The sequence below is a fragment of the Pontibacter beigongshangensis genome, from assembly GCF_014332515.1.
Lineage (GTDB): Bacteria > Bacteroidota > Bacteroidia > Cytophagales > Hymenobacteraceae > Pontibacter > Pontibacter beigongshangensis.
Genome location: NZ_VFSD01000018.1, coordinates 63,104 through 85,363, shown reverse-complemented (window position 1 = coordinate 85,363; position 22,260 = coordinate 63,104). Strand labels below are relative to the sequence as shown.

Sequence of the window (22,260 nt, the reverse complement as noted above, 5' to 3'; positions counted from 1 at the left end):
AAATTACCTAACAAGAACCTAATTTTAATAGGGTGCTATTTTATGAATATTAATAAGTATTTATCTGTGTTGGTTATGGGAGCCCTCGTGCTTGCTTCCTGCTCCAGAGATCGCCGGCCAACCAGCACTGATCCGGGTTGGGAAAGTACCGCTACCGGTACTGAGTACGGGATGGAAGGTGAAGAAGGAGAAGAAGCCGGATTTAAGGTTGCCGACTATTATGAGCCGCCGCAAGGCCCGGGCCTTGTTTTTATTGAAGGTGGCCGTACCACCCTTGGCTCCATGGAAGAAGATGTGGCCATGACCCGCGACAACATTGAACGCACAGTGACTGTTGCCTCTTTTTACATGGATGAAGCCGAAGTAGCCAACATTCACTGGCTGGAGTACCTGCACTACCTGAAAAGAGACTCACTACCCGAAATTTATGAGGCAGCCTTACCAGACACCACTGTTTGGTCGCGGCAGTTGTCTTTCAACGACCCTTACGTAACCTATTACCTGCGTTACCCTGGCTTCCGGTTTTTCCCGGTGGTGGGAGTAAGCTGGCTGCAGGCTACCAACTACTGCGTATGGCGCACGGATAAGGTAAACGAAAACCTGGCCAGAGAACATAATGAAATAGAAGGCGGAGGAAGCCGAAGAAGAGGCCTGTTTGGCAGAAAAAGCGCTGAAGAGCCAACCGAGGAGGCATCTGCCCTTTCTATCGAGTCTGGCTACGTGTTGCCGAACTACCGCCTGCCAACAGAAGCAGAGTGGGAGTATGCAGCCCAGGCACTTATCGGGACCCAATACACCGAAGACGAAAACCAGAACAACAGACGCCTGTACCCGTGGGACGGCCACCAGTTGCGTAACCCGCACGGCAAAAAAATGGGGCAGTTCATGGCTAACTTTAAGCGTGGCCGCGGTGACTATGCCGGTATTGCCGGTTCGCTGAACGATGGCGCCATGATCACGGACTACATCTACAACTATCCTCCAAACGATTTTGGCCTGTATAACATGGCCGGAAACGTAAACGAGTGGGTGCAGGATGTGTACCGCCCACTGTCTTACGAAGATGTGGAAGACCTGAACCCATTCCGTAGAGATGGCTACCAGGACCCGGCCGAGAACTATGATACCAACGCAGGTTTCCATTCGCTTATAAACGACGACGTTCGTGTGTACAAAGGCGGCTCGTGGAAAGATGTGGCTTACTGGTTATCGCCAGGCACCAGAAGGTTCATGAAGCAGGACTCCTCTACCGCTACTATTGGTTTCCGTTGCGCCATGATCAGCACAGGATCCAACAACTAAACTATCAGACATACATAGTAAAAAAAGCCCGGCGCAAACCGGGCTTTTTTCATTTAAAACCGTTTATTGCAGTATGGAAGAGGCAGTACAACATAAGGAGATTCTGTTCAGGTTTCATAGCGAAATCTTTGACCAGGAAATAGAAGAAGTGCTTTGGGCCATAGAGCTGGACCACGCCGAAGAACTTTATAGAATCGACAGCCTCCCTTTTTATGTACCCCTGGTTGCCACCAACGATATTGTAAGGGCCCTCTATATCCCCGATGAAAAGCACCTGGTGTACAAAGAAACCGTGTCGGCCTCCGGAAACTCTACCATACATGTGGTTGTAACGGACGATGCCACGGTGCTGGAAGACATCAGAAACAAGTTTATACCCTTTGGTTGTGTTTCTGAAAAGCTAAATGAGCACTACTTTGCCATGGAGATTCCTGCCACTGCAGATTACAGCCAGATAAAAGAGGTGCTCGACGAGCTGGAGGAGCAGGAAATAATTGAGTACGCAGAGCCCAGCCTCTCGGAAATGCACCGCGAGCAGACGACTTAGTAAAGTTGACTCATAAAGTCTGCATCAATTATTCTAATGGTTTTGCCCCTCCGGCGGGCTTTGCTGCTGCTGCTCTTTTAAAAGGATGCAGGACGTAAGACACAGGATTTTTCGTCAAATTTTTAAGGCCTGCCTTTTCTGCCTTTCTCCAGACACCCGCAGGAGCTGCGCACACTGCGAGGTCTCTGCAACTTGTTGGCTATATTATGGATTGAACGGACTAAAAAATTCCCAGTTTGCTGCGGCCTTACTTAAGGTATCTCTAATTCATAAGTTCTAGTTGTATCTCTAATTCATAAGTTCTAGTTTTAATTTGCAAGCCCTAGGCTGCCGCAATGGTAGCCACACTTACCTCCTCACAACCTGCGGCGAGCAAGGCAACGGCACAGGCTTCTAAAGTAGCGCCTGTCGTTAGTACATCGTCTACGAGCAGAATTCGCTTGCCCTGCACCAGCTCTGGCTGCCGCACCACAAATATATCCTCCACATTCTGCCATCGCTCCAGCCTGCCTTTTTTGGTTTGGGTGGCCGTGTTGAGCGTCCGCTCCAGCACCTGCTGGTGCCAGGGCAGCTGCAGAGCACGGGCCATGCCTTCGGCCACGCTATCGGACTGGTTGTAGCCACGCTTACGGAGTTTGCTCTGGTGCAGCGGCACCGGCAGCACCAGGTCAAGCTGCAAGGCATAGTGGTGGTCGGAGAGGAGGGAGCCATAGCGGAAACCCAGGTGCTCGCCCAGCTCCTGCGCCCCCCGGTACTTGAGCTCATGCAGCAGGTGCTGCACCCGGCCCTTGGCCCTGAAGTGCAGATAGGAGAAGGCAAACCGCAGGGGCACCTTTCCCCAGAACCGTTGCAGCAACTGGTTCTCTGCGGCACCACCATGTACATGATACTCGGTGTAAGGCAGCTTTATGTTGCAGTCTGTACAGATAAAATCCTCGCCGCGCGACAGCACACCTTTGCAGGCATAGCAAATACGGGGGAACAGCAAAGACAGCAGGTCGTGCAGCATGATTGTAGCGCAGGGCTTCCGTTTTATCTTAGTAACTTTGTAAATCTAAATTTGTTACCTACAAAATAAAAGAATCTATACCATGAGCTTAGTTCAGGAATTTAACGACTACCGCGAGCGCATGAATGAGCGCATCATGTCGTACGACAATAAAGTAATTAAACGCTTCTTTAACCTCGACACCAACACCTACATGGAGGGTGCCCTCGACGTGAAGACAAAGGAGATGCTGGGCCTGGTGGCCTCGATGGTGCTGCGCTGCGACGACTGCATAAAGTATCATGTAGGCAAGTGTCACGAGCAGGGCCTCACCGACGAAGAGATTATGGAAGTCTTCTCTATCGCCAACCTGGTGGGCGGCTCCATCGTGATCCCGCACTTCAGAAGAGCGGTGGAGTACTGGGAGGAATTAAAACAGATCAAATAGTTGTTATTACAACAACTCCTCAACGGCAAAGAAAAGCATTATCAACTAACCAATTACCTTCCTTATGTTTGGAGAATCTTCGAACCTAGACCACCGGTGGATTAACCTGCGGGCCATGCTCATGAAGCAGTTTGGCAAGAAGCCCGACCTGAACGCCATTCTCTTCCTGATCGGGATTCAGGAGTTGGGGCAGGGCATCAGCGATTTTACCAAAGAGCAGAAGCAGGACCTGATGCACATCGCCACCTGCAAGGTATTCAGCCTGTCGGGCTACTACGAACTCACGAGTGTAGACGATGACGGCTGGCCACATTACCGTTCCCTGAAACCGATCCCCTTCACCAACCTGAAGGAGCAGGAGCGTATGCTCAAGTGGCACATCCTGGAGTACTTCGACCGGTATGACGAACTTTAATGTGCTAATTTTTTAATGTGCTGATGTGCTAATTATTCGATTTGGAGATTTGGAAATGGATGGCAGGTGCAGGACTATAAGCTCTTCGCTTAATTAAGTCCTGCTTCAAAACATCTAACAGCTAATAAGAGCAGCAGCAGTTCCTTTGGAGGGGCAAAATCATTGGAATAATTGATATTTTAATTTAACGAAGACCTCGCAGTGCGCACAGCTCCTGCGAGTGTCTGGAGAAAGGCAGAAAAGACAGGCCTTAAAAATTTGATGAAGAATCCTGTGTCTTTTTTAAACAGCAGCAAAACCCTCCCGAGGGGCAAATTCATTCAAATAATTTAAAATCAAGATTAATATCATCAATCATACATGAGAATTATTACCTACAACGTAAATGGCATCCGCGCTGCCATTACCAAAGGTTTCCGCGAGTGGCTGCTGGCAGCCAACCCCGATGTGCTGTGCCTGCAGGAAATAAAGGCCGACGATAGCAAGTTCGACCGGGCTATTTTCGAGGCCATGGGCTACCACGTGTACCTGCACCCGGCCGTAAAGAAAGGCTATAGCGGTGTGGCCATCCTTTCCAGGCAGCAGCCCCGGCATGTGGAGATCGGCTGCGGCATAGAATGCTACGACAACGAGGGCCGTGTGATCCGCGCCGACTACGATAACTTTTCGGTGATGAGCGTATATATGCCTTCAGGGTCGAGCGGCGAGGAGCGTCAGGGATTCAAGTTTCAGTGGCTCGACGATTTTTACGCGTACATAGAACAGTTAAAGCACACGCTGCCGGGCCTGATCATCAGCGGCGACTATAACATCTGCCACCAGCCGATCGATATCCATAACCCGAAATCGAATGCCAACAGCTCCGGTTTCCTGCCAGAGGAGCGCAGCTGGATGAGCAAGTTCATAGAGAGCGGCTTTATAGATTCGTTCCGACACTTTAACCAGGAGCCCCACAACTACACCTGGTGGAGTTATCGGGCAGGCTCACGCAACAAAAATCTTGGCTGGCGTATTGATTATAATATGGTGACCAGTAACCTACAGAACCGCCTGAAGCGGGCTGCCATCCTGAAAGATGCCATACACTCCGACCATTGCCCTGTTTTATTGGAAGTAGAGCATTGAAAATATACTAAAAATGGCTAATTTATAGTTTATTAGATAGTTAACCATTCTGTGCTTAATAAACTACGCATCAGTGGCTTAAGAGCGGATACCAGCCTCCAAAGCAGCACACGCACTATTAAAAAGTAAAGGAGTACAACCCATGAAAGAACATGATGCGCTGAATCAATTAATGCATCAGCTCCAGGAGTACAAGAAGAAGTTCTACCTCAACATGCTACTGAGAGGCAGCATCTTCGCCATTGGCATGCTTATCTCGATTTATGTAGTGTATAGCCTGCTGGAGTACATGTTTTATTTTCCGCAGTACGTGCGGGGTTTTCTGCTGTTCTCTTTTATCGGGCTGGTGCTCTATGTGTTCTTCCGGTGGATAGCCCTGCCCATTTCGGCACTGGCCAACCTCAAAAAGGTGCTCACCGATGAGCAGGCAGCGCAGCAGGTAGGTACTTATTATCCCGAAATAAAGGATAAACTCCTGAATGCCATCCAGCTACAAAACCTCGACAAGACCAACGACCTGATCGCCGCCAGCATAAACCAGCGCTCCGGGCAGCTCCTGAAGTTCAGGTTTACGGAGGCGGTAAAGTTTAAGGAGAACAAGTCGCTGCTGAAATACGCTGCCTTGCCTGCAGGCATTGCCTTGCTGATTGCCCTGGTGTACCCGACTATTTTTGTGCAGGGCACGGAGCGCATTATCCACTACAAGAAATTTTACGCGCCGGTGGCTCCTTTCACCTTCGAGGTGCAGAACGATCAGCTGCAAACCTATAGGGGAGAGGACTTTGAATTGAAACTGGCCATTGAGGGTAAATCAATTCCGAGCGAAGTATTCCTGCATTACAACGGCCGCCGCCAGAAACTGACCCGGAACAGCAGCGGCCTCTACACCTACACGTTTAAACAACTCCAAAAACCCGTTAATTTCCGGATGGAAGGCTCCGGCTTTTACTCCGAAGATTACAACCTGCGTCTGCTCTCGCGGCCGAACCTGAAAGACTTTGAAATGCAGATTGCCTATCCGGATTACCTGAACCGGAAAACGGAGACCATCAAAAACACCGGAAACGCCACTATCCCGGAAGGCAGCACCCTGACCTGGAACTTTGCCGCCACCGAAACCGACAGCATCCGGCTCACTTTTCAGGAACCTGCCCAAACCATCGCGGCTAAGCAGGAAGGCAATGTATTTAAAGCCGATAAGAAGTTCGACAAAAGCCAGGCCTACAGCATTAAGCTACAGAATGCCCACAGCAGCAACAAAGAGGACATCAGCTACCAGATCAACACCATCCCCGACAAACACCCCCAGATCAGCATTGAGCAGTTCCAGGATACGGCGCTCTACAATTTTCTGGTAGTAGGCGGCGACGTGTCGGACGACTATGGCCTGACAGCGCTTCAGCTGCATTACCGGATCAACAACGAAAAAACAGCACCAGACGCCAAATTCAAGAGCCGGGCGCTGCCACTGAACAAGAACCAGCTCAGCCAGACGTACTACTACCAATGGAACACTGCCAACCTGAGCCTGCAGCCAGGCGACAGGATAGAGTACTTTGTGCAGGTTTGGGATAACGACGGCCTCCGTGGCCGCAAGAGCGCCCGCACCCGCACCTTCGAGATGAAAGTGCCTACCAAGAAAGAACTCGAGAAGGAGCTGGCCAGCAATGCGCAGTCGGTGCAGAGCCAGATTAGCAAGTCGCTCGAAAAATCTACGCAGCTGAACCAGGAGCTTAACAAAACCGAAGAAAAGCTGAAGACCAAGCGAGAGATGAGCTGGCAGGACAAAAAGCTGCTGGAAGACCTGGTGGCTAAGAAGAAGCAACTGGAGCAGGACATTTCCTCTATGAAAGACCTCTACGACCAGCTGAACCAAAAGCAGAACATGCACTCGGAGCAGAACAAACAACTCGCAGAAAAAGCCGAGGAGCTGAAGAAGCTGATGAACGACCTGCTCGACGATGAAACCAAAAAACTGTACGAAGAGCTGGAGAAACTACTGCAGCAACAGAAGCCAAACGACCCGGAGCTACAGAAGCTCCTCAGCAAACTCGACAACCGGGAGCGCAACCTTGAGAAGGAGCTGGAGCGGGCCCTGGAACTGTTTAAGCAACTCCAGTTCGAGCAGAAGCTCGACAACATAGCTAACCAGCTCGACAAGTTAGGCAAAGAGCAGCAGGAGCTGGCCAAAGAAACCGAGGATAAAACGGCCAAAAACGAAAAACTGCAGGAGGAGCAGAAAGAGATCGCCCAAAACTTTGAAGACCTGAAAAAGCAACTCGAAGAACTTAGCGACCTGAATAAAGAACTCGAACATCCTAACCAGATGGAGGACCTGAAGCAGGACGAGCAGCAGATAGAGCAGGACATGCAGCAGAGCCAGGAGCAGCTCCAGAAGCAGCAAAATAAAAATGCTAGCGAGTCGCAGCAAAAGGCCGGGCAAAAGATGCAGGAGATGGCCCAGAAGATGGAGGAGATGCAGGAGAGCATGAGTATGGAGAGCATGTCGGAGAACCTCGACAACCTCCGTGATATCCTGGAGAACCTGATCAAGCTTTCCTTCGATCAGGAAGATGTAATGAAATCTTTCAGGGGTGTAAACCAGCGAGACCCACGCTTCATTAGCCTGTCGCAACAACAGCTCAACCTCCGCGACAATGCCAAGGTGATAGAAGACAGTCTCTACTCACTGGCTAAAAAAGTGTTCCAACTGCAGTCGTTCGTAACACGCGAGGTGGCCCAGATGAATCAGGGCATGGACAACACCATGAAGGAGCTCCGAGACCGTAACATAGGCAAAGCAACCGCCCAGCAGCAGTTAGCCATGACCTCTATGAACAACCTGGCCCTGATGCTCAACGATGCCCTGACCCAGATGCAACAGCAAATGCAGCAGCAGATGCCCGGCAACCAGGCTGGCAAAAAGAAGGGGAACAAGCCACAACCAGGAGATATCGGGCAAATGCAGGACCAGCTGAATAAAAAAATAGAAGATTTGAAAAAAGGAGGCAAGTCAGGTAAGGCACTTTCTGAAGAATTAGCTAAATTGGCTGCAGAGCAGGAGGCTCTCCGAAATGCGCTGAAAGAAATGGAGCAGATGGGCAAAAAACCAGGCGAAAACGGCAAAGACGGTGATATGGGAAATATTAGCAAGATGATGGAACAAACCGAAGCTGATCTCGTTAATAAACGTTTGACTGAACAAACCATTATGCGGCAGCGTGAAATACTGACGCGGCTGCTACAGGCAGAAAACTCCATGAAGGAGCGGGAACTGGATAATAAACGAGAGGCAAAGACAGCGCAGGATATACCTAAAAAGTTACCAGAGTCTTTTGAGAAATATTTGAGGGCGAAAGAGAAACAGACAGAAGTACTTAAAACCGTGCCCCCGTCCTTATCCCCGTATTACAAGCAAAAAGTGAACGAGTATTTTCAGAACAGCATTAATTAATTTACGCACCCACATTTAACGTATATGAATCAGGTAAAAATTCAGATTCCTTCCATTATCGAGAATATTCGGGTTATAGAGAGCTTTATAGATAACTCCAAGGAAGAATTCGAGTTTGAAGATGATATCTATGGCAACATTATGGTAGCCGTAACCGAAACGGTAAACAATGCTATTCGCCATGGCAATAAATTCGACAAGGATAAACTTGTTTATCTTTCTCTGGAGATTGAAGATAACCAGCTACGATTTGAAATAGAAGACGAAGGACCGGGTTTTGATTTTGAAAGCTTACCCGACCCGACAGCACCCGAAAACCTTGAAAACCCTGGTGGCCGTGGTATCTTTCTGATGCGAAACCTGTGCGATGAGGTTAATTTCCTCGATAATGGGAAAAAAGTGCAGTTGATCTTTAACATCGTAAATTCTCAGAATGGATCATCCAATTGAGTTTGTTAGCGAGGGCATTGATTTCTCGCTGGCCAACCCGGATAAAGTTTCAAATTGGATTGCCACAGTAATCGAACAAAACGAACAAGAGCTAGAAAGCCTTACTTACATTTTCTGCTCCGACGATTACCTCCACAAAATTAACCTGGAGTACCTCGATCACGACACGCTCACAGATATCATCACCTTTAATAATGCCGATGAAGAAGGCACTATTGAAGGTGATGTTTTTGTTAGTGTAGATAGGGTACGCGACAATGCTGCAACCTTGGGCACAACTTTTGAAGATGAACTGCACCGCGTGATCATACATGGGGTGCTACACTTGCTGGGTTTTAAAGATAAAACCGAGAAGCAGGCTGCTCTTATGCGCGAACAAGAAGATTCTTGTTTATCTTTGCGTAAATTTTAGTCTCAAAGGGAATTATCATTTCTACTGATGATGTTTCACGTGAAACATCTCTTAAATCAGAAATACATGTTTGCAGAATACGATGTGATAGTAGTAGGGGCGGGCCATGCAGGATGCGAAGCCACAGCGGCCGCAGCCAAAATGGGTTCGAAGGTACTACTCGCTACCATGAATATGAATACCATTGCCCAGATGTCGTGCAACCCAGCTATGGGTGGCGTGGCAAAAGGTCAGATTGTACGGGAGGTAGATGCACTGGGCGGCATGAGCGGCATCATTACCGACCAGACCATGATCCAGTTCCGGATGTTGAACAAATCGAAAGGGCCGGCTATGTGGAGCCCTAGGGCGCAAAGCGACCGCATGCGATTTGCCGAAGCCTGGCGCCTGTCGCTGGAGCAGACCGAGAACGTAGACTTCTGGCAGGAGATGGTAGTAGGCATAGAAGTAGAAGGAGGAAAGGCAGTAGGTGTGCGCACCAGCCTGGGGATAATTATACGTGCAAAGGCCGTTGTTTTAACGAATGGCACCTTTTTGAATGGAATTATCCACATCGGTGAGAAGCAATTAGGTGGGGGCAGAGCTGCTGAAAAATCAGCAAAAGGCCTGACCGAACAACTGAAAGAGCTGGGCTTCGAAGCTGGCCGCATGAAGACCGGGACACCACCACGTGTGGATGGCCGCTCGCTGGACTACAGCCGTATGGAGGAACAGTTCGGAGACGAGAATCCCTCTAAGTTCTCCTACAAAGCAACTGAGCCGCTAACCAAACAGCGAAGCTGCTACATTACCTACACCAATTCCGAAGTACACGATATCCTGAAGACAGGCTTCGAAAAATCGCCTATGTTCCAGGGCCGCATACAGGGATTAGGGCCGCGCTACTGCCCATCCATCGAAGATAAAATCAACCGCTTTGCCGATCGCGACCGTCACCAGATCTTTGTGGAGCCGGAAGGGTGGAGTACGGTAGAAGTGTATGTGAATGGTTTCTCCAGTTCCTTGCCAGAAGATGTGCAGCTCAAGGCCCTGCGTAAAATCGTTGGCTTCGAAAACGCGAAGATGTTCCGGCCGGGATATGCCATCGAGTATGACTTCTTCCCGCCAACACAGCTCAACCTGACACTGGAAACAAAGCTGGTAGAAAACCTATACTTTGCCGGTCAGATAAATGGCACGACTGGCTACGAAGAAGCTGCCTGTCAGGGACTGATGGCCGGTATAAACGCGCACAACAAGATCAACGAAAAAGCGCCTTTTGTGCTAAAGCGTTCAGAAGCTTACATTGGTGTACTGATTGATGACCTGGTGAACAAAGGCACAGAAGAGCCATACCGTATGTTCACCTCACGCGCTGAGCACCGCATACTTTTGCGCCAGGACAATGCAGATATCCGCCTCACAAGGCTGGGGTATGCCTTAGGTCTGGCCGATGAAGAGCGCCTGAAAGCTGTGGATAAGAAGATAGAGGAAACGGCAGAAATCATCGCCTATTTAAATAATAAGCCGATTGAGCCAGGAGATATCAACAACATGCTGGTGAGCTTGGGCTCTGCTCCGATAGTTGAAAAGCAACGAGCCGGGCAGCTGATCAAGCGTCCTAACATTGAAATCAGCCATCTGGCTGCAGCCATACCTGCTATAGCGGATTACCTGGGTAAGTTCAGGCCAGATAGTGTGGAGCAGGCCGAAATAGCTGTAAAGTATGAGAGTTATATTGAGAAGGAGAATGTGATGGCCTCTAAGATGGGTGAACTGGAAAACTACATCATCAAAGAGAAAATAGATTACCGAAATATACCAGCCTTATCGTTGGAGGCACGTGAGAAGCTTTTGAAAATAAATCCTGAAACAATTGGGCAGGCCTCTCGCATAAGCGGCGTTACGCCAGCCGATATTTCTGTACTTATGGTGTACCTGGGAAAATAATACATGAGCTACGAGAGACTGGAACAATGCCCTGTCTGCGGCAAACAAGAGTTTAAAAACTTTCTGGTAGTAACCGACAATGCTGTCTCTAAAGAGAGCTTCGTGATTGTGGAATGTGAGAACTGTACCTTTAAATTTACCAACCCGAGGCCTTCGGAGGAGAGTATCGGGAAGTACTACGAATCTGAGGAATACATCTCGCACAGCGACATAAAGACAGGAATTATCAACAGGGCGTACCATGTGGTACGATCCATTACTACCCGGCAGAAAGTAGATCTTATCAACAGATATGCCTCCGCTAAAGGAAGCATACTGGACTATGGCTGCGGCACCGGCGTTTTTCTGACAGCCTGCAAAAAAGACGGGTGGGAGATCCGTGGCGTAGAACCAAACGAGAAAGCCCGTGAATTAGCCTCCAAAAGTACCGCTACTATTATAGCGCCTGCACTTTCTGAAATAGAAGGAGAGAAGTATGAAGTGATTACATTCTGGCATGTGCTGGAACATATCCATCAACTTAACGAGACTATGAATCAGATCCTGTCGCTGTTGCAGGAAGATGGTACTTTGATTATTGCGGTTCCAAACGCAGACTCGCACGATGCGCAGCAGTATAAGGAAAACTGGGCAGCCTATGATGTACCGCGCCACCTGTACCATTTCACTCAAAAAACAATGAAGCGCTTTCTGAAGAAACACAGGATGGTATTAGAAGAGGTGCTTCCCATGAAGTTTGATGCCTACTATGTAAGCATGCTCAGCGAAAAACAGAAAGACGGAAAAACGAAGATGATCAGCAGTGTGCTCAACGGTTTTAAATCGAACAGCTACGCCGAAAAGAACGGAAACGATTATTCGAGCCTGATTTTTGTGGCAAAAAGAAAGTAGCACAACTAAGTACCTCACTTTAAGTTAAAAGTAAAAGGCAGGCGCAAGTTTGCCTCTTTTGCTTTATAAAGCATGATACAACATACCATGAAGTTAGTGAACCTGATATTGGTGGCCGTGGCCGCCAGCCTTCTTACCGCTTGTGCAACCGTAGGCAATCCGGAAGGAGGACCAAAGGACGAAGTAGCGCCAACCTTAACAAACAGCAACCCGAAAAATGGCGAACTGAATGTTACGACCAACATCATCAGCCTGGAATTTGATGAGGAGGTACAGCCGAACAAACTTACGACAGAGCTGTTGATAACACCGAACACGGAGAACAAATACACGGTTAAAACAAAGAAGAATCAAATGGAAATAAGCTTCGAGCAGCCATTTGAAGCCAACTCTACCTATACACTGAACTTCAGAAACGGAGTACAGGATATAACTGAAAAGAACGTAGCCAAAGGACTTAAACTCACCTTCAGCACCGGCTCTTTTATAGACTCCAGCAGCGTTAGCGGAACCGTGGTGGAACTCCTGACACAGCAGCCGGAAAAGGAGGTAATTGTGGCCTTGTACCCCCTTATAGACTCCCTGAACATACGCAAGAACAGACCCTATTACCAGGCGCAGACAAATGCAGCCGGAGAGTTTGTATTTGAGAACGTGAAGGAAGGGGAATACCGGATTTTTGCCGTAGGCGACAAGAATAACAATAACATCTACGATAACGAGAATGAGCGCATCGCCTACCTGCCAAAGCCCATACAGGTAACAACAAGCTCTGATACGATCCGTCTCCAGACACTGCGCCTCGATACCAAAAGGCCACAGACCCCAAGCCGCGAAACATACCTCGACAGGTTTGTGCTAAACTACAACGAAGGCATTGCCGCTTTCAGAGCCAGCCCCGAAGCAAGCCCAAAAGATAGTCTGCTTTTTAAAATTGACAGCAAAGGCAAAGTGATCGATATCTTTGAAGGGAATGGATTTACCGGAGGCAGAGCCATATTTGCAGCAACAGACTCAGCTGGCAACCAGAAAGTAGACACCGTCGCGGTTAAATTCGAGGGTAAAAGATCGCAACGCATTAAAGGTGCTCAATTCAAAACAGGCACAACAGGAGGATCTGACAGAGCATTCAGAGCCGGGCAACTCGTAACCCTGGAACTGGAGACACCGGTGAAACTGGCTGCTACGCCCATCAGGCTCCTAGCGGATACGGTGGAGTTCCTGGCATTGAGCTCCGAAGACCTCACCCTGGACAGAACGGCAACCGAAATAAGTTTTCCCATGCCCTCCACCGACAAAAGGATTAGCCAGTTGACAGCCGTTCTGGACAGCACGGCCATTGTTCCTTTGAAAGGAGAGCCCCTGCAGTTTCAGCCCCTTACCATAGTTAAGGCCGACAACAGGGGAACGGGAAGCTTTAAAGGTACCGTAACCAGCGATTACAACTCTTTCTTTATCCAGGTTCTCAACAAGGATTATAAACTGGTAAGAGAAGTGAAAAACCTCCGGAACTTCGATTTTAAGAACATGGAGCCAGGAACCTACTTTATCAGGGTGCTGGTAGATGAGGATAACGATGGCAAATGGTATAGCGGCGATCCCAAATTGCAGCGCCTTCCTGGGAAGGTATATATGTATCCGAAGCCAATAGAAACTAGAGCAAACTGGGAGTTGGAAGCAGTGAACCTAGAATTTTAAAAGCAATTATTTTACCAGAAAAGAATGCAGAGAAACCCTCATTTTTATGTTTAATTGATGGCTTATATCCTGTGGAAACAAAAGCGAATTTAGGCTTCTAAAAGACAGTAAGCCATTTTTATAGTCAACTTTCCACAATAGAAAAAAGCAGATTACCACATTTCTGGAGTAAGGCTCTTCAACCTGAACCAGAGAAAATTTGATGATACTGTAAACAGACGTAGAAATTACCTGCCTGAATAACGGGCAAAAGATACGGCCCGCTGAACTGGAAAAGATAAATTATTCGGAAGGGCCGTTAGGTTATTATTTCATACCCCCTGTCAAATTTCACCTTTCTTTCTGACCTAGGGTCGAGCGGTGTTTTTATTAATGTGATACAGGACAGAGTGGCAAGCCACAGGACAACAATTAGGTGATGATCGAGCTAACATCTTAAATTCCTATCCCTTTTTTTGTCGCCTTTACCTACTGCATTTGCCTTACCTCCACCAGCCACTGTGTCCACCTAAAGCTACCGCCTCTTCAAACAGCTATTCGGACTAAACTTTTTGAAACAACGTAGTGCTCCTCCATTTCAATTTTTAGAAATTTCTACCGCTGCTATAGCAGCCATCAATCATCGCTGCCATCATTTATGATGTTGAATTTCTAATTTGACGAAGCTCAAGTGCCGCAGGGATAGGACCTCTTGAGGGGGCTTTTCATTCAAATAATTTAACGTGAACTGTAACCCATCAAGAACCCTTTTGTGTATGGGACCCTCTCAGTTACGACTGCTGGTCCGGTTGCTCCCGAACCCGATACACAGAACACGGCGATCATGTTCCACTTCCTCAGTATATAAACCCCTATACAGATCGTTTTTATCTGAAGAAGAAAAGCTGCACACAAAGATTATTCTAATAAAAGAAGACCTCCAGAGATCTTTCCGGCTGCTGCTCTTGCATAAACCTATAACCTACACCTCCCGCTGAAATAACTGCGTACTAACTTTCGAAGCAGCACACAGACCAACTCTATAAACCATAATGTGCAGCAATTCTGCCTGAACTGTCAATACTGGGCAATAAAATCCGTCCGGTAACATACTTTTGGGCGGTAGTATTGGAGTTGTACTCAAACGTGGAAACACGGCAAAGAAATCAACACAAGAGTGGGTATAATTGTGGATAAGCGTTAATAGAAGTGCGCAACATTTTTATCATCCTAGCACACACCCGCCAAAAACACCCCGGTTAGGTGCAAAAAGTGGATAGTGGTGCACAAATATGAGCAGAACATTGACTTATCCACTCACAAGTGTGCTGTGTAAAAAGAAATTAACACAGAGGCCCAAAAGGTGGACAAACAATTTAACTATTTGATAAACAAAAAAGTAAACAAAAACCGGCTGTGGGAAGAATAGTGAAGAACTAAAACAAAGTAAACAAGTTATAAGCAATGAGGTAAAAGAGGAGGAGTTATCAACTTGTTAACAGCCTAAATAATGAAAGAAGAATAGATTTAAAATTTAATCTTTTAAAAATAATTAAAATATAAAGTGTGTGGAAAGGTGGACAAGTAAGAGAAAAGGCAAAAAGAGAGGCAAAATATTTAAAAAAGAAAATTCCTATATTTAAGAAAAAGAAATAGACGACAAATGTTATACCTACTAAAGTTAGTTCCTCCATTTGAAGATCCAGTGCTGATATTCACCATGGTACTGCTCATCATTCTGATAGCACCCATGGTGTTAAGTAAATTTAGAATACCCGGGATAGTGGGCTTGATTATATCAGGAGTGCTGGTTGGCCCAAATGGTTTTAATCTTTTGGCACGAGACGCAAGCATTATACTATTTGGAACAGTGGGTATATTATATATAATGTTCCTGGCCGGTTTGGAAATGGATATGGTTGGGTTTAAAAAAACAAAAACCCGAAGCATAGTATATGGAGCCCTCACATTTTTTATTCCGATTATCAGTGGTACAGTAGTTTTTCTGTACATGTTCGATTATAAAATCAACTCAGCAATATTGCTATCCTGTATGTTTGCTTCTCATACCTTGTTAGCCTACCCCATCATCAGCAGGCTGGGCTTAGCAAAGAACGAAGCGGTAACAGTAACAATAGGAGGAACTATAATAACCGACACAGCGGTGCTGCTGGTCTTGGCTGTAGTGGCAGGAGCAGCACAAGGTAATATAGGCATTGGGTATTGGCTGAAGCTATTTGTCTCGCTGGTAATATTTGTAGCCATCGTAGTGTACATATTCCCGATAGTAGCCAGGTGGTTTTTTAAACAGATCGAAAGTGAAAAAGGAACGCAGTTTATTTTTGTGCTGGCACTAGTATTTGCTGCTGCTTTTCTGGCGGAACTGGCAGGAGTGGAGGCAATTTTAGGAGCTTTCCTGGCCGGGCTGGCCCTGAACCAACTCATACCTCACAGCTCAGCTTTAATGAACAGGCTGGAATTTGTAGGAAATAACATCTTTGTGCCATTTTTCCTGATAAGTGTGGGCATGCTAGTGGATGTAAGAGTGCTTTTTGAAGGATTGGACACGCTTGTTATGATTGCGGTGGTTGTAGCAATGGCCTTGGCTACAAAATGGGTACCGGCTTATATAACCCAAAAAATATACAAGTATTCCATTGTTCAACGAAACCTCATATTCGGTTTAAGCACCGCCAGAGCCGCTGCAACCTTAGCAGTAATCCTGGTGGGGTATGACCTCGGAATAATAGGAGATACTGCCTTAAACATGACGGTAGTGCTCATACTGGTTACTTCACTGAGCAGCTCATTTATTACAGAAAAAGCTGGCAGGGCTCTGGCTATTATGGAGAGCCGTATGAAACCAGACCTAAGCCAAAAGCCTGACAGAATACTGGTACCCATCTCTAATCCGAAAACGATAGAGAACCTGATAGATCTGGCCATTGTGCTCAAAAATCCGGATTATCATGAGCCCATTTATCCTCTGGCCGTAGTGATAGACAATGAGCATGCAGAAGAAGAGATTTACTTAAAAAATAAGATGCTGCAGGAAGCCATAAAACATGCTTCTGCCTCGGACAGCGATGTGCAGCTGGTCTCTAAAATAGATATAAACGTTGCCAGCGGGATCCTGCGCGCCATCAAAGAGATGATGATCACAGAAGTGGTATTGGGATGGAACGCCAAGATAACTACCCGCGACAGGATTTTCGGAACAGTGCTGGATAGCCTGCTGGAAAACACTGAGCAAATGATACTGGTATGTAAAATTATTCAGCCGCTCAACACCACGGCAAGGATTGTTGTAATTGTACCGCTTAACGCTGACCTGGAAAGAGGCTACCTGAGATGGATACGGATGGTAAAAACATTGTCGGTGCAGCTGGGCGCAAAAATTGTGTTCAGAGCCCGAAGACGCACCCTGAACAAAATTAAACATACACTCGAAGAAAGTAAACCAGCCGTGGAGGCAGCTTTTGAGGTACTGCCAGCGTTCGATGTTATAGAGAATATGAAAGTAGATGTTGCCTCCGATGATCTGATTGTAGTAGTGTCGGCCAGGAACAGAACCATTTCTTACGATAGCAAGATGGATTATATTCCGCGCATCCTTTCAAGAAACTACAAGGAGAACAGCTTCATCATTATCTATCCGGAGCAGCACCCGGTCATGTACCAGGACAACCAGATCCAAACCACCCATCAGTCAGACGAAACCAGGATAGAGAGGGAGAGCTAAAAGCGCAACAGGTGCCAGGGAGCCAGCTGCAGTAGGCAGGAACAGGAAATATTTTTTAGAGGCCCAGCCGAAAACAAAATTTTCAGTTTTATTAAAAACAAATGAACTGAAAAACGGCAGAATGAGTATTTCATTTATCTTTGCATATTAAGATAATCAACATAACATCATGATTAATAAAGACATCAGGTTAGGTAAAGGACTTGGTAAGATCAAGTTCGGCTTGACAATGGAAGAAGTTAAAGAATTGATAGGCGAACCTGAAGAAATTGAGGAGTCGGAAGAGGAGGATGAGTTCGAGCACGAGGCCTGGAACTACTGGGAGGAAGGGTACTCGCTGTACTTCGATAAAGAAGATGATTACCGCCTAAGCTGCATTGAGGTGGCCAACCGCGAGGTGCAGCTTTGGGGCGACCGGATCTTTGAAATGAGCCCGGAGCAAATTAAGCAGCTATTCATTGACAATGACATTACCGACATAGAAGAAGAAGAGATGGAGACTGGCGAAACCCGCGTGTCCTACGAGAAAGAAATGATCGACCTCTACTTCGACGATGAGCAGCTGATAGCCGTAAACTTCGGCGTTTTCATAGACGATAACCTGGAAGTAATGTGGCCAGCTAAATAAGCAGCACTTAACATAGCTTTTATAGATCCGGTTTGGCAGCAATGCCGAACCGGATTTTTTGCTTTTGGGAGTAAGGGCAGCAACCAGCCAGAAGCGAACAATACCTCCGGAGGGGCTTTTTTATTGGAATAATTTGGGAGCTCGGGCATCTTAAGGCTTGTAGAGGATGTGTAAATTTCCCCTGTTGATAAATGCCTTTAAATCGCTCATTTATTAAGCAGGAGCCTGTTTCTGTGTATTGGTCCCACAACTTATGCACAGAATAAACCAAGATGCAGAAAACAGGAAAGGCCGGTATAACCGGCCTTTCCTTTAGAAATAAACAGGAACCTACTTAAACAGGAAGTTCTTGATTTCTTCCTGAATAACGGGATTAATAGCCACAGCCAGTATAACAGAGATGATGAGGCCTAAGGTAACTGAAAGAATATCCTGCCCGATAAGGCGGAAGGTCTTCGTGAATTTATCATTGGCATCCTGGGCGCGAACCCGCATACCCAACTCACGGCCAGCCAGCAAACCGATAAACACCCAGGTCGTACTCATCGGAACATTGTTCAGTTCTTTAAAATAGAAGAGTATAAGCGCGTAAACCAGGTCAATAATGGTGGCACTCCGTACGTCGCGCACCTCTGATTTCTCGTTGATGATGTTCTGGATCCTGTCGCCTTTCTTGTAGAAGAGAAAGCCCAGCCCCAGGAAGATGAACAGCGTGAAGGCTAGAAACTCGTACAGGTTTAGTTGCCGCGGTAGGTACACCGCAATGTTGGCCAGATCCTGCGCCAGCCAGATATACCACAGAAACCCACTGATACCCCACTGTGCCACCACCCAGGCCGCATGCGCCTCGCCCTTAATAAAGCGCTTGATTACTTTAGTCAGCACAAGGTATATAACAAGCGCAGAAAGAAAAGCTACAATATAACCGGCCATACTTTTGTTGATCATGCTAAGGATGGTGCCAGAAGTAGCCGTGAACACGCTTAAGAGCATGAACGTAGTAGAAACCGGGATACGGAACCTGGTCAGCAGCAAAAGAATAACAGGAGAAGCGATTTGCAGGTACACAAAGCTGGTGGGAGTCTTATCGAGGCCCGGTGTCGCCAGGCGCTGGTAACTAACATCTCCATCAAAAATGACCCAACTGTAGGTTACCGTGAAAACAAAAATAAGCCCCATAAACAGCCACTGCCAGTACCACTTCTTGTCTTCGTTAGAACCTATAAAGGTGCCAATGGTCTGAATGCTGTCGTTGGCTATGGCGGAGTAGCCTGCAAACGCAAATCCCACCCACATGGCAATAGAGGAGTAAGGATAAACAACACCCGCCATAATAAGAGAGAAGGCAACAAAGTACAGGAACTTTTTTTCTTTCTGGAAAACAACATCTAGCAGACCAACGCGCTTGGTAAACTTGTGGGGCTTGGTGGGAACTACAGGCTTGCTTCTTCCTTTTTTTCGCTTAACCATTCTGTGTTTGATTGTTCGATAAGTAAAATCGGTGCAAGTTAGGATAAAATGCTTTTTGCACCGGCCTGCCTGATCAGAAAATGTTAAAAACGTTGCCTTGCTTATCGGTAAGAGGGAATAAGAATGCCAGAAAATAATATAATTGGCATTTAACATAAAGGAAATATGTAGATTAGCGGCAAAAATGGTAAAAGCCTGCCTGGGAATTATGCATGCGGCATTAAAAAGCAACTCTCAGGCAAAGTGCAGGAGCAGCATGCATGAAATAGTAGGCTGAGCCCTGAGTGCTTTTGGCATAATCAAAAAGGAATCAACTATCTTTGCGACATGGCGACACAAGAGAAAACACCAGTAGAAAACGCACAATTAAAAGATATTATCTCGCACGCTAAAGAGTACGGGTTCGTGTTCCCGTCGAGCGAGGTGTACGATGGGCTGCAGGCCGTATACGACTACGGGCAGATGGGAGTGGAGTTGAAGAACAACATCAAGACCCTGTGGTGGAAATGCATGACGCAGCTCAACCAGAACGTAGTAGGCCTGGATGCCGCTATTTTCATGCACCCGCTCACCTGGAAGGCATCTGGCCACGTAGACAGCTTTAACGATCCGATGATCGACAACAAAGACTCCAAGAAACGCTACCGCGCCGATGTGCTGATAGAAGAGAAAGCTGCTCAGTACGAAAATGCCGGCGATGTGGAAAGAGCCAAAGCCCTGACAGCTGAAATGGGCAAGCTGCTGGAGGTGGAAAACCTGGACGGCGTGCGCGACCTGATTATCCGCGAAGACATTAAATGCCCGATTTCCGGCACCACCAACTGGACAGAGGTACGTCAGTTCAACCTGATGTTTTCCACGCAGGTAGGTTCAGTGGCCGAGGAGTCGAGCACGATTTACCTGCGCCCCGAAACGGCACAGGGAATTTTTGTGAACTTCCTAAACGTGCAGAAAACCGGCCGTATGAAGGTGCCTTTCGGAATCGCGCAAATCGGCAAGGCCTTTCGCAACGAGATCGTGGCACGGCAGTTCATTTTCAGGATGCGTGAGTTTGAGCAAATGGAGATGCAGTTCTTTGTGCGCCCCGGCACTGAGATGGAGTGGTATGAGCAGTGGAAAAACACCCGTAAAAAATGGCATGAGGCCCTTGGAATCCCCTCCGGCAAGTTACGTTTCCACGACCACGACAAGCTGGCGCACTATGCCAATGCCGCTGTAGATATCGAGTACCAGTTCCCGTTCGGCTTTAAGGAGATAGAAGGTATTCACTCCCGCACCGACTTCGACCTGAGCCAGCACCAGGAACTGAGCAAGAAGAAAATGCAGTACTTCGACAACGACCTGAACGAAGACGGCAAACCCTACGGCAACTACATTCCGTATGTGATCGAGACATCGGCCGGCGCTGACCGCCTGTTCCTGATGGTGCTCTGCAACGCCTACCAGGAAGAAGAGATAACCGAGGGAGATGCCACCAAGACCCGTACGTTCCTGAAGTTGCACCCGGCGCTGGCTCCGGTAAAAGCTGCCATTCTGCCGCTTACTAAAAAAGACGGGCTGCCAGAGAAAGCAACCGAGATCTACAACGACCTCAAATACGATTTCAACCTGATTTACGAGGAGCGCGACAGCATAGGCAAACGCTACACTCGCCAGGATCTGATTGGAACGCCTTTCTGCATTGCCGTAGATCACCAGACACTGGAGGATAACACTATCACTGTTCGTGACCGCGATTCGCGGGAGCAGGTGCGTTTACCTATCAGCGAGCTGAAAGCTTTCATCGACAAAGCTGTTAGCTTTAAGAGCATTTTCGAAACCCTCGAAAAGTAGGAGAGCCCAGCACTATTCAAGAAGCCAGCCCAGGACCCAGCGTCTTGGGCTGGCTTTTTTTGTGTAGTCAGGGTTTTAAAATGCTAAAAGGAGGTTGTATAGCAGCATGTTAATTATTAGAATGAAAATGCCTTTCCAGAGCCTCAATAGCTATAAGCATGGCAACTGTCCACAGTCGGGCATCCTTAAGTAGAAGAAAAGAAGAAAGCAGAAGCATGATCTAAAAAAGTGGAAAATGAATACTTATAGATCTGTTGTCTCTGGCAGAAGATTAGTGGTGACTTTGTGAAATAGGTTGTAAGAAGTCCCGGAGGAAACGTATCTATAATCAAAAGTGTTTTTAGTTTAATAGTTATGTTAAGTAAAAGGATTTGAATTTTTTAGATTGCTATAGGGTACCTGTAGATAAATGACACAAAAAAGCTCATGAAATTCCTTAAAGTGGATTTAAAAAAAATTTATACACAAAAATAAATAAAGTGAAGACAAACCAGTTCCACGAAAACTACCTCTGGAGGGCCATTTTGATATGAATAATTACCTAACACATTCAGTTACTTAGAGATTACAACCGAGTAGGAAGAAAAGAAACCAGTGCCTTTAAAGGTTACAGAAGGAAGTGAAACAAACATTGCTATGGCATCTTCTATGTTGAAAATATAGAGAAATTGAGCGCCTATAGTGTGTAAAGGCTGTTTTTGACCAATTTATTCACGATTGTACCGCAATCGTTTGCAGACGTTCAGGAGTAGGAAAGGCAGATTTATGCTGAAATTTAAGGCAGATGAACGGGTTGGGCTAAAGCTAATAGAACAGCAAGCCTACAATTCAGAAAATACGGCAGCCTCCGGTTAAACGGCGCAGCCAGCAGGTATTAGCCGGGTCAGGAGCAATTATTCTAATCAAAAAGGCCCTCCGGAGGATTATTATAGGCAGGGAGCATCAGCAG

16 protein-coding genes are annotated in these 22,260 nt (G+C 47.0%); 14 read left to right on the top strand and 2 right to left on the bottom strand.

Annotated features, from left to right (window positions below):
- Window positions 1-42: 42 nt before the first annotated feature.
- A complete protein-coding gene (gene gldJ / locus FJM74_RS15015; RefSeq protein WP_187263445.1) occupies window positions 43-1,302 on the top strand; it encodes a gliding motility lipoprotein GldJ in 1,260 nt (419 codons plus the stop codon).
- Between the two features lie 73 nt (window positions 1,303-1,375).
- Window positions 1,376-1,849 (top strand): DUF4265 domain-containing protein, encoded by a 474-nt coding sequence (locus FJM74_RS15010; RefSeq protein WP_187263444.1) that lies wholly within the window; start codon window positions 1,376-1,378, stop codon window positions 1,847-1,849.
- A 322-nt stretch (window positions 1,850-2,171) separates the two neighbouring features.
- Here FJM74_RS15010 and FJM74_RS15005 read toward each other — a convergent pair whose 3' ends face one another.
- Window positions 2,172-2,858, bottom strand: coding sequence for a ComF family protein (locus tag FJM74_RS15005; protein WP_187263443.1), 687 nt, complete (start codon window positions 2,856-2,858; stop codon window positions 2,172-2,174).
- A gap of 82 nt (window positions 2,859-2,940) precedes the next feature.
- Between FJM74_RS15005 and FJM74_RS15000 the strand changes: the two genes are divergently transcribed.
- From FJM74_RS15000 to FJM74_RS14950, 11 genes are all read left to right on the top strand, one after another.
- Window positions 2,941-3,285 carry a carboxymuconolactone decarboxylase family protein gene (locus tag FJM74_RS15000; protein ID WP_187263442.1) on the top strand — a complete coding sequence of 115 codons (345 nt, stop codon included), beginning with the start codon at window positions 2,941-2,943 and terminating at the stop codon, window positions 3,283-3,285.
- 64 nt (window positions 3,286-3,349) lie between these two features.
- The gene (locus FJM74_RS14995; RefSeq protein WP_187263441.1) at window positions 3,350-3,700 is read left to right on the top strand and encodes a hypothetical protein; all 351 of its coding nucleotides are present in this window, start codon (window positions 3,350-3,352) and stop codon (window positions 3,698-3,700) included.
- A gap of 360 nt (window positions 3,701-4,060) precedes the next feature.
- Entirely contained in the window at window positions 4,061-4,825 is a 765-nt protein-coding gene (locus tag FJM74_RS14990; protein WP_187263440.1) for an exodeoxyribonuclease III, read from the top strand.
- A gap of 142 nt (window positions 4,826-4,967) precedes the next feature.
- Window positions 4,968-8,279, top strand: a complete 3,312-nt coding sequence (locus tag FJM74_RS14985) for a DUF4175 family protein (RefSeq protein WP_187263439.1) — start codon at window positions 4,968-4,970, stop codon at window positions 8,277-8,279.
- A gap of 24 nt (window positions 8,280-8,303) precedes the next feature.
- A complete protein-coding gene (locus FJM74_RS14980; RefSeq protein WP_187263438.1) occupies window positions 8,304-8,729 on the top strand; it encodes an ATP-binding protein in 426 nt (141 codons plus the stop codon).
- On the top strand, window positions 8,713-9,141 hold the full coding sequence (gene ybeY, locus FJM74_RS14975; protein WP_187263437.1) for an rRNA maturation RNase YbeY: 429 nt from the start codon (window positions 8,713-8,715) through the stop codon (window positions 9,139-9,141). The genes FJM74_RS14980 and ybeY overlap by 17 nt, the downstream gene beginning before the upstream one ends.
- A 66-nt stretch (window positions 9,142-9,207) precedes the next feature.
- Window positions 9,208-11,070 (top strand): tRNA uridine-5-carboxymethylaminomethyl(34) synthesis enzyme MnmG, encoded by a 1,863-nt coding sequence (gene mnmG, locus FJM74_RS14970; RefSeq protein ID WP_187263436.1) that lies wholly within the window; start codon window positions 9,208-9,210, stop codon window positions 11,068-11,070.
- Between the two features lie 3 nt (window positions 11,071-11,073).
- Complete coding sequence (locus FJM74_RS14965; protein WP_187263435.1) at window positions 11,074-11,961, top strand: class I SAM-dependent methyltransferase; 888 nt, start codon at window positions 11,074-11,076, stop codon at window positions 11,959-11,961.
- A 72-nt stretch (window positions 11,962-12,033) separates the two neighbouring features.
- Window positions 12,034-13,659, top strand: coding sequence for an Ig-like domain-containing domain (locus tag FJM74_RS14960; protein ID WP_241739189.1), 1,626 nt, complete (start codon window positions 12,034-12,036; stop codon window positions 13,657-13,659).
- 1,642 nt (window positions 13,660-15,301) lie between these two features.
- The gene (locus FJM74_RS14955; RefSeq protein ID WP_187263434.1) at window positions 15,302-17,380 is read left to right on the top strand and encodes a cation:proton antiporter; all 2,079 of its coding nucleotides are present in this window, start codon (window positions 15,302-15,304) and stop codon (window positions 17,378-17,380) included.
- 169 nt (window positions 17,381-17,549) lie between these two features.
- Entirely contained in the window at window positions 17,550-18,008 is a 459-nt protein-coding gene (locus FJM74_RS14950) for a hypothetical protein (protein WP_187263433.1), read from the top strand.
- A gap of 330 nt (window positions 18,009-18,338) precedes the next feature.
- Here FJM74_RS14950 and FJM74_RS14945 read toward each other — a convergent pair whose 3' ends face one another.
- The gene (locus tag FJM74_RS14945) at window positions 18,339-19,478 is read right to left on the bottom strand and encodes a hypothetical protein (RefSeq protein ID WP_187263432.1); all 1,140 of its coding nucleotides are present in this window, start codon (window positions 19,476-19,478) and stop codon (window positions 18,339-18,341) included.
- 327 nt (window positions 19,479-19,805) lie between these two features.
- Between FJM74_RS14945 and FJM74_RS14940 the strand changes: the two genes are divergently transcribed.
- The gene (locus FJM74_RS14940; protein ID WP_187263431.1) at window positions 19,806-21,311 is read left to right on the top strand and encodes a glycine--tRNA ligase; all 1,506 of its coding nucleotides are present in this window, start codon (window positions 19,806-19,808) and stop codon (window positions 21,309-21,311) included.
- Window positions 21,312-22,260 lie beyond the last annotated feature (949 nt).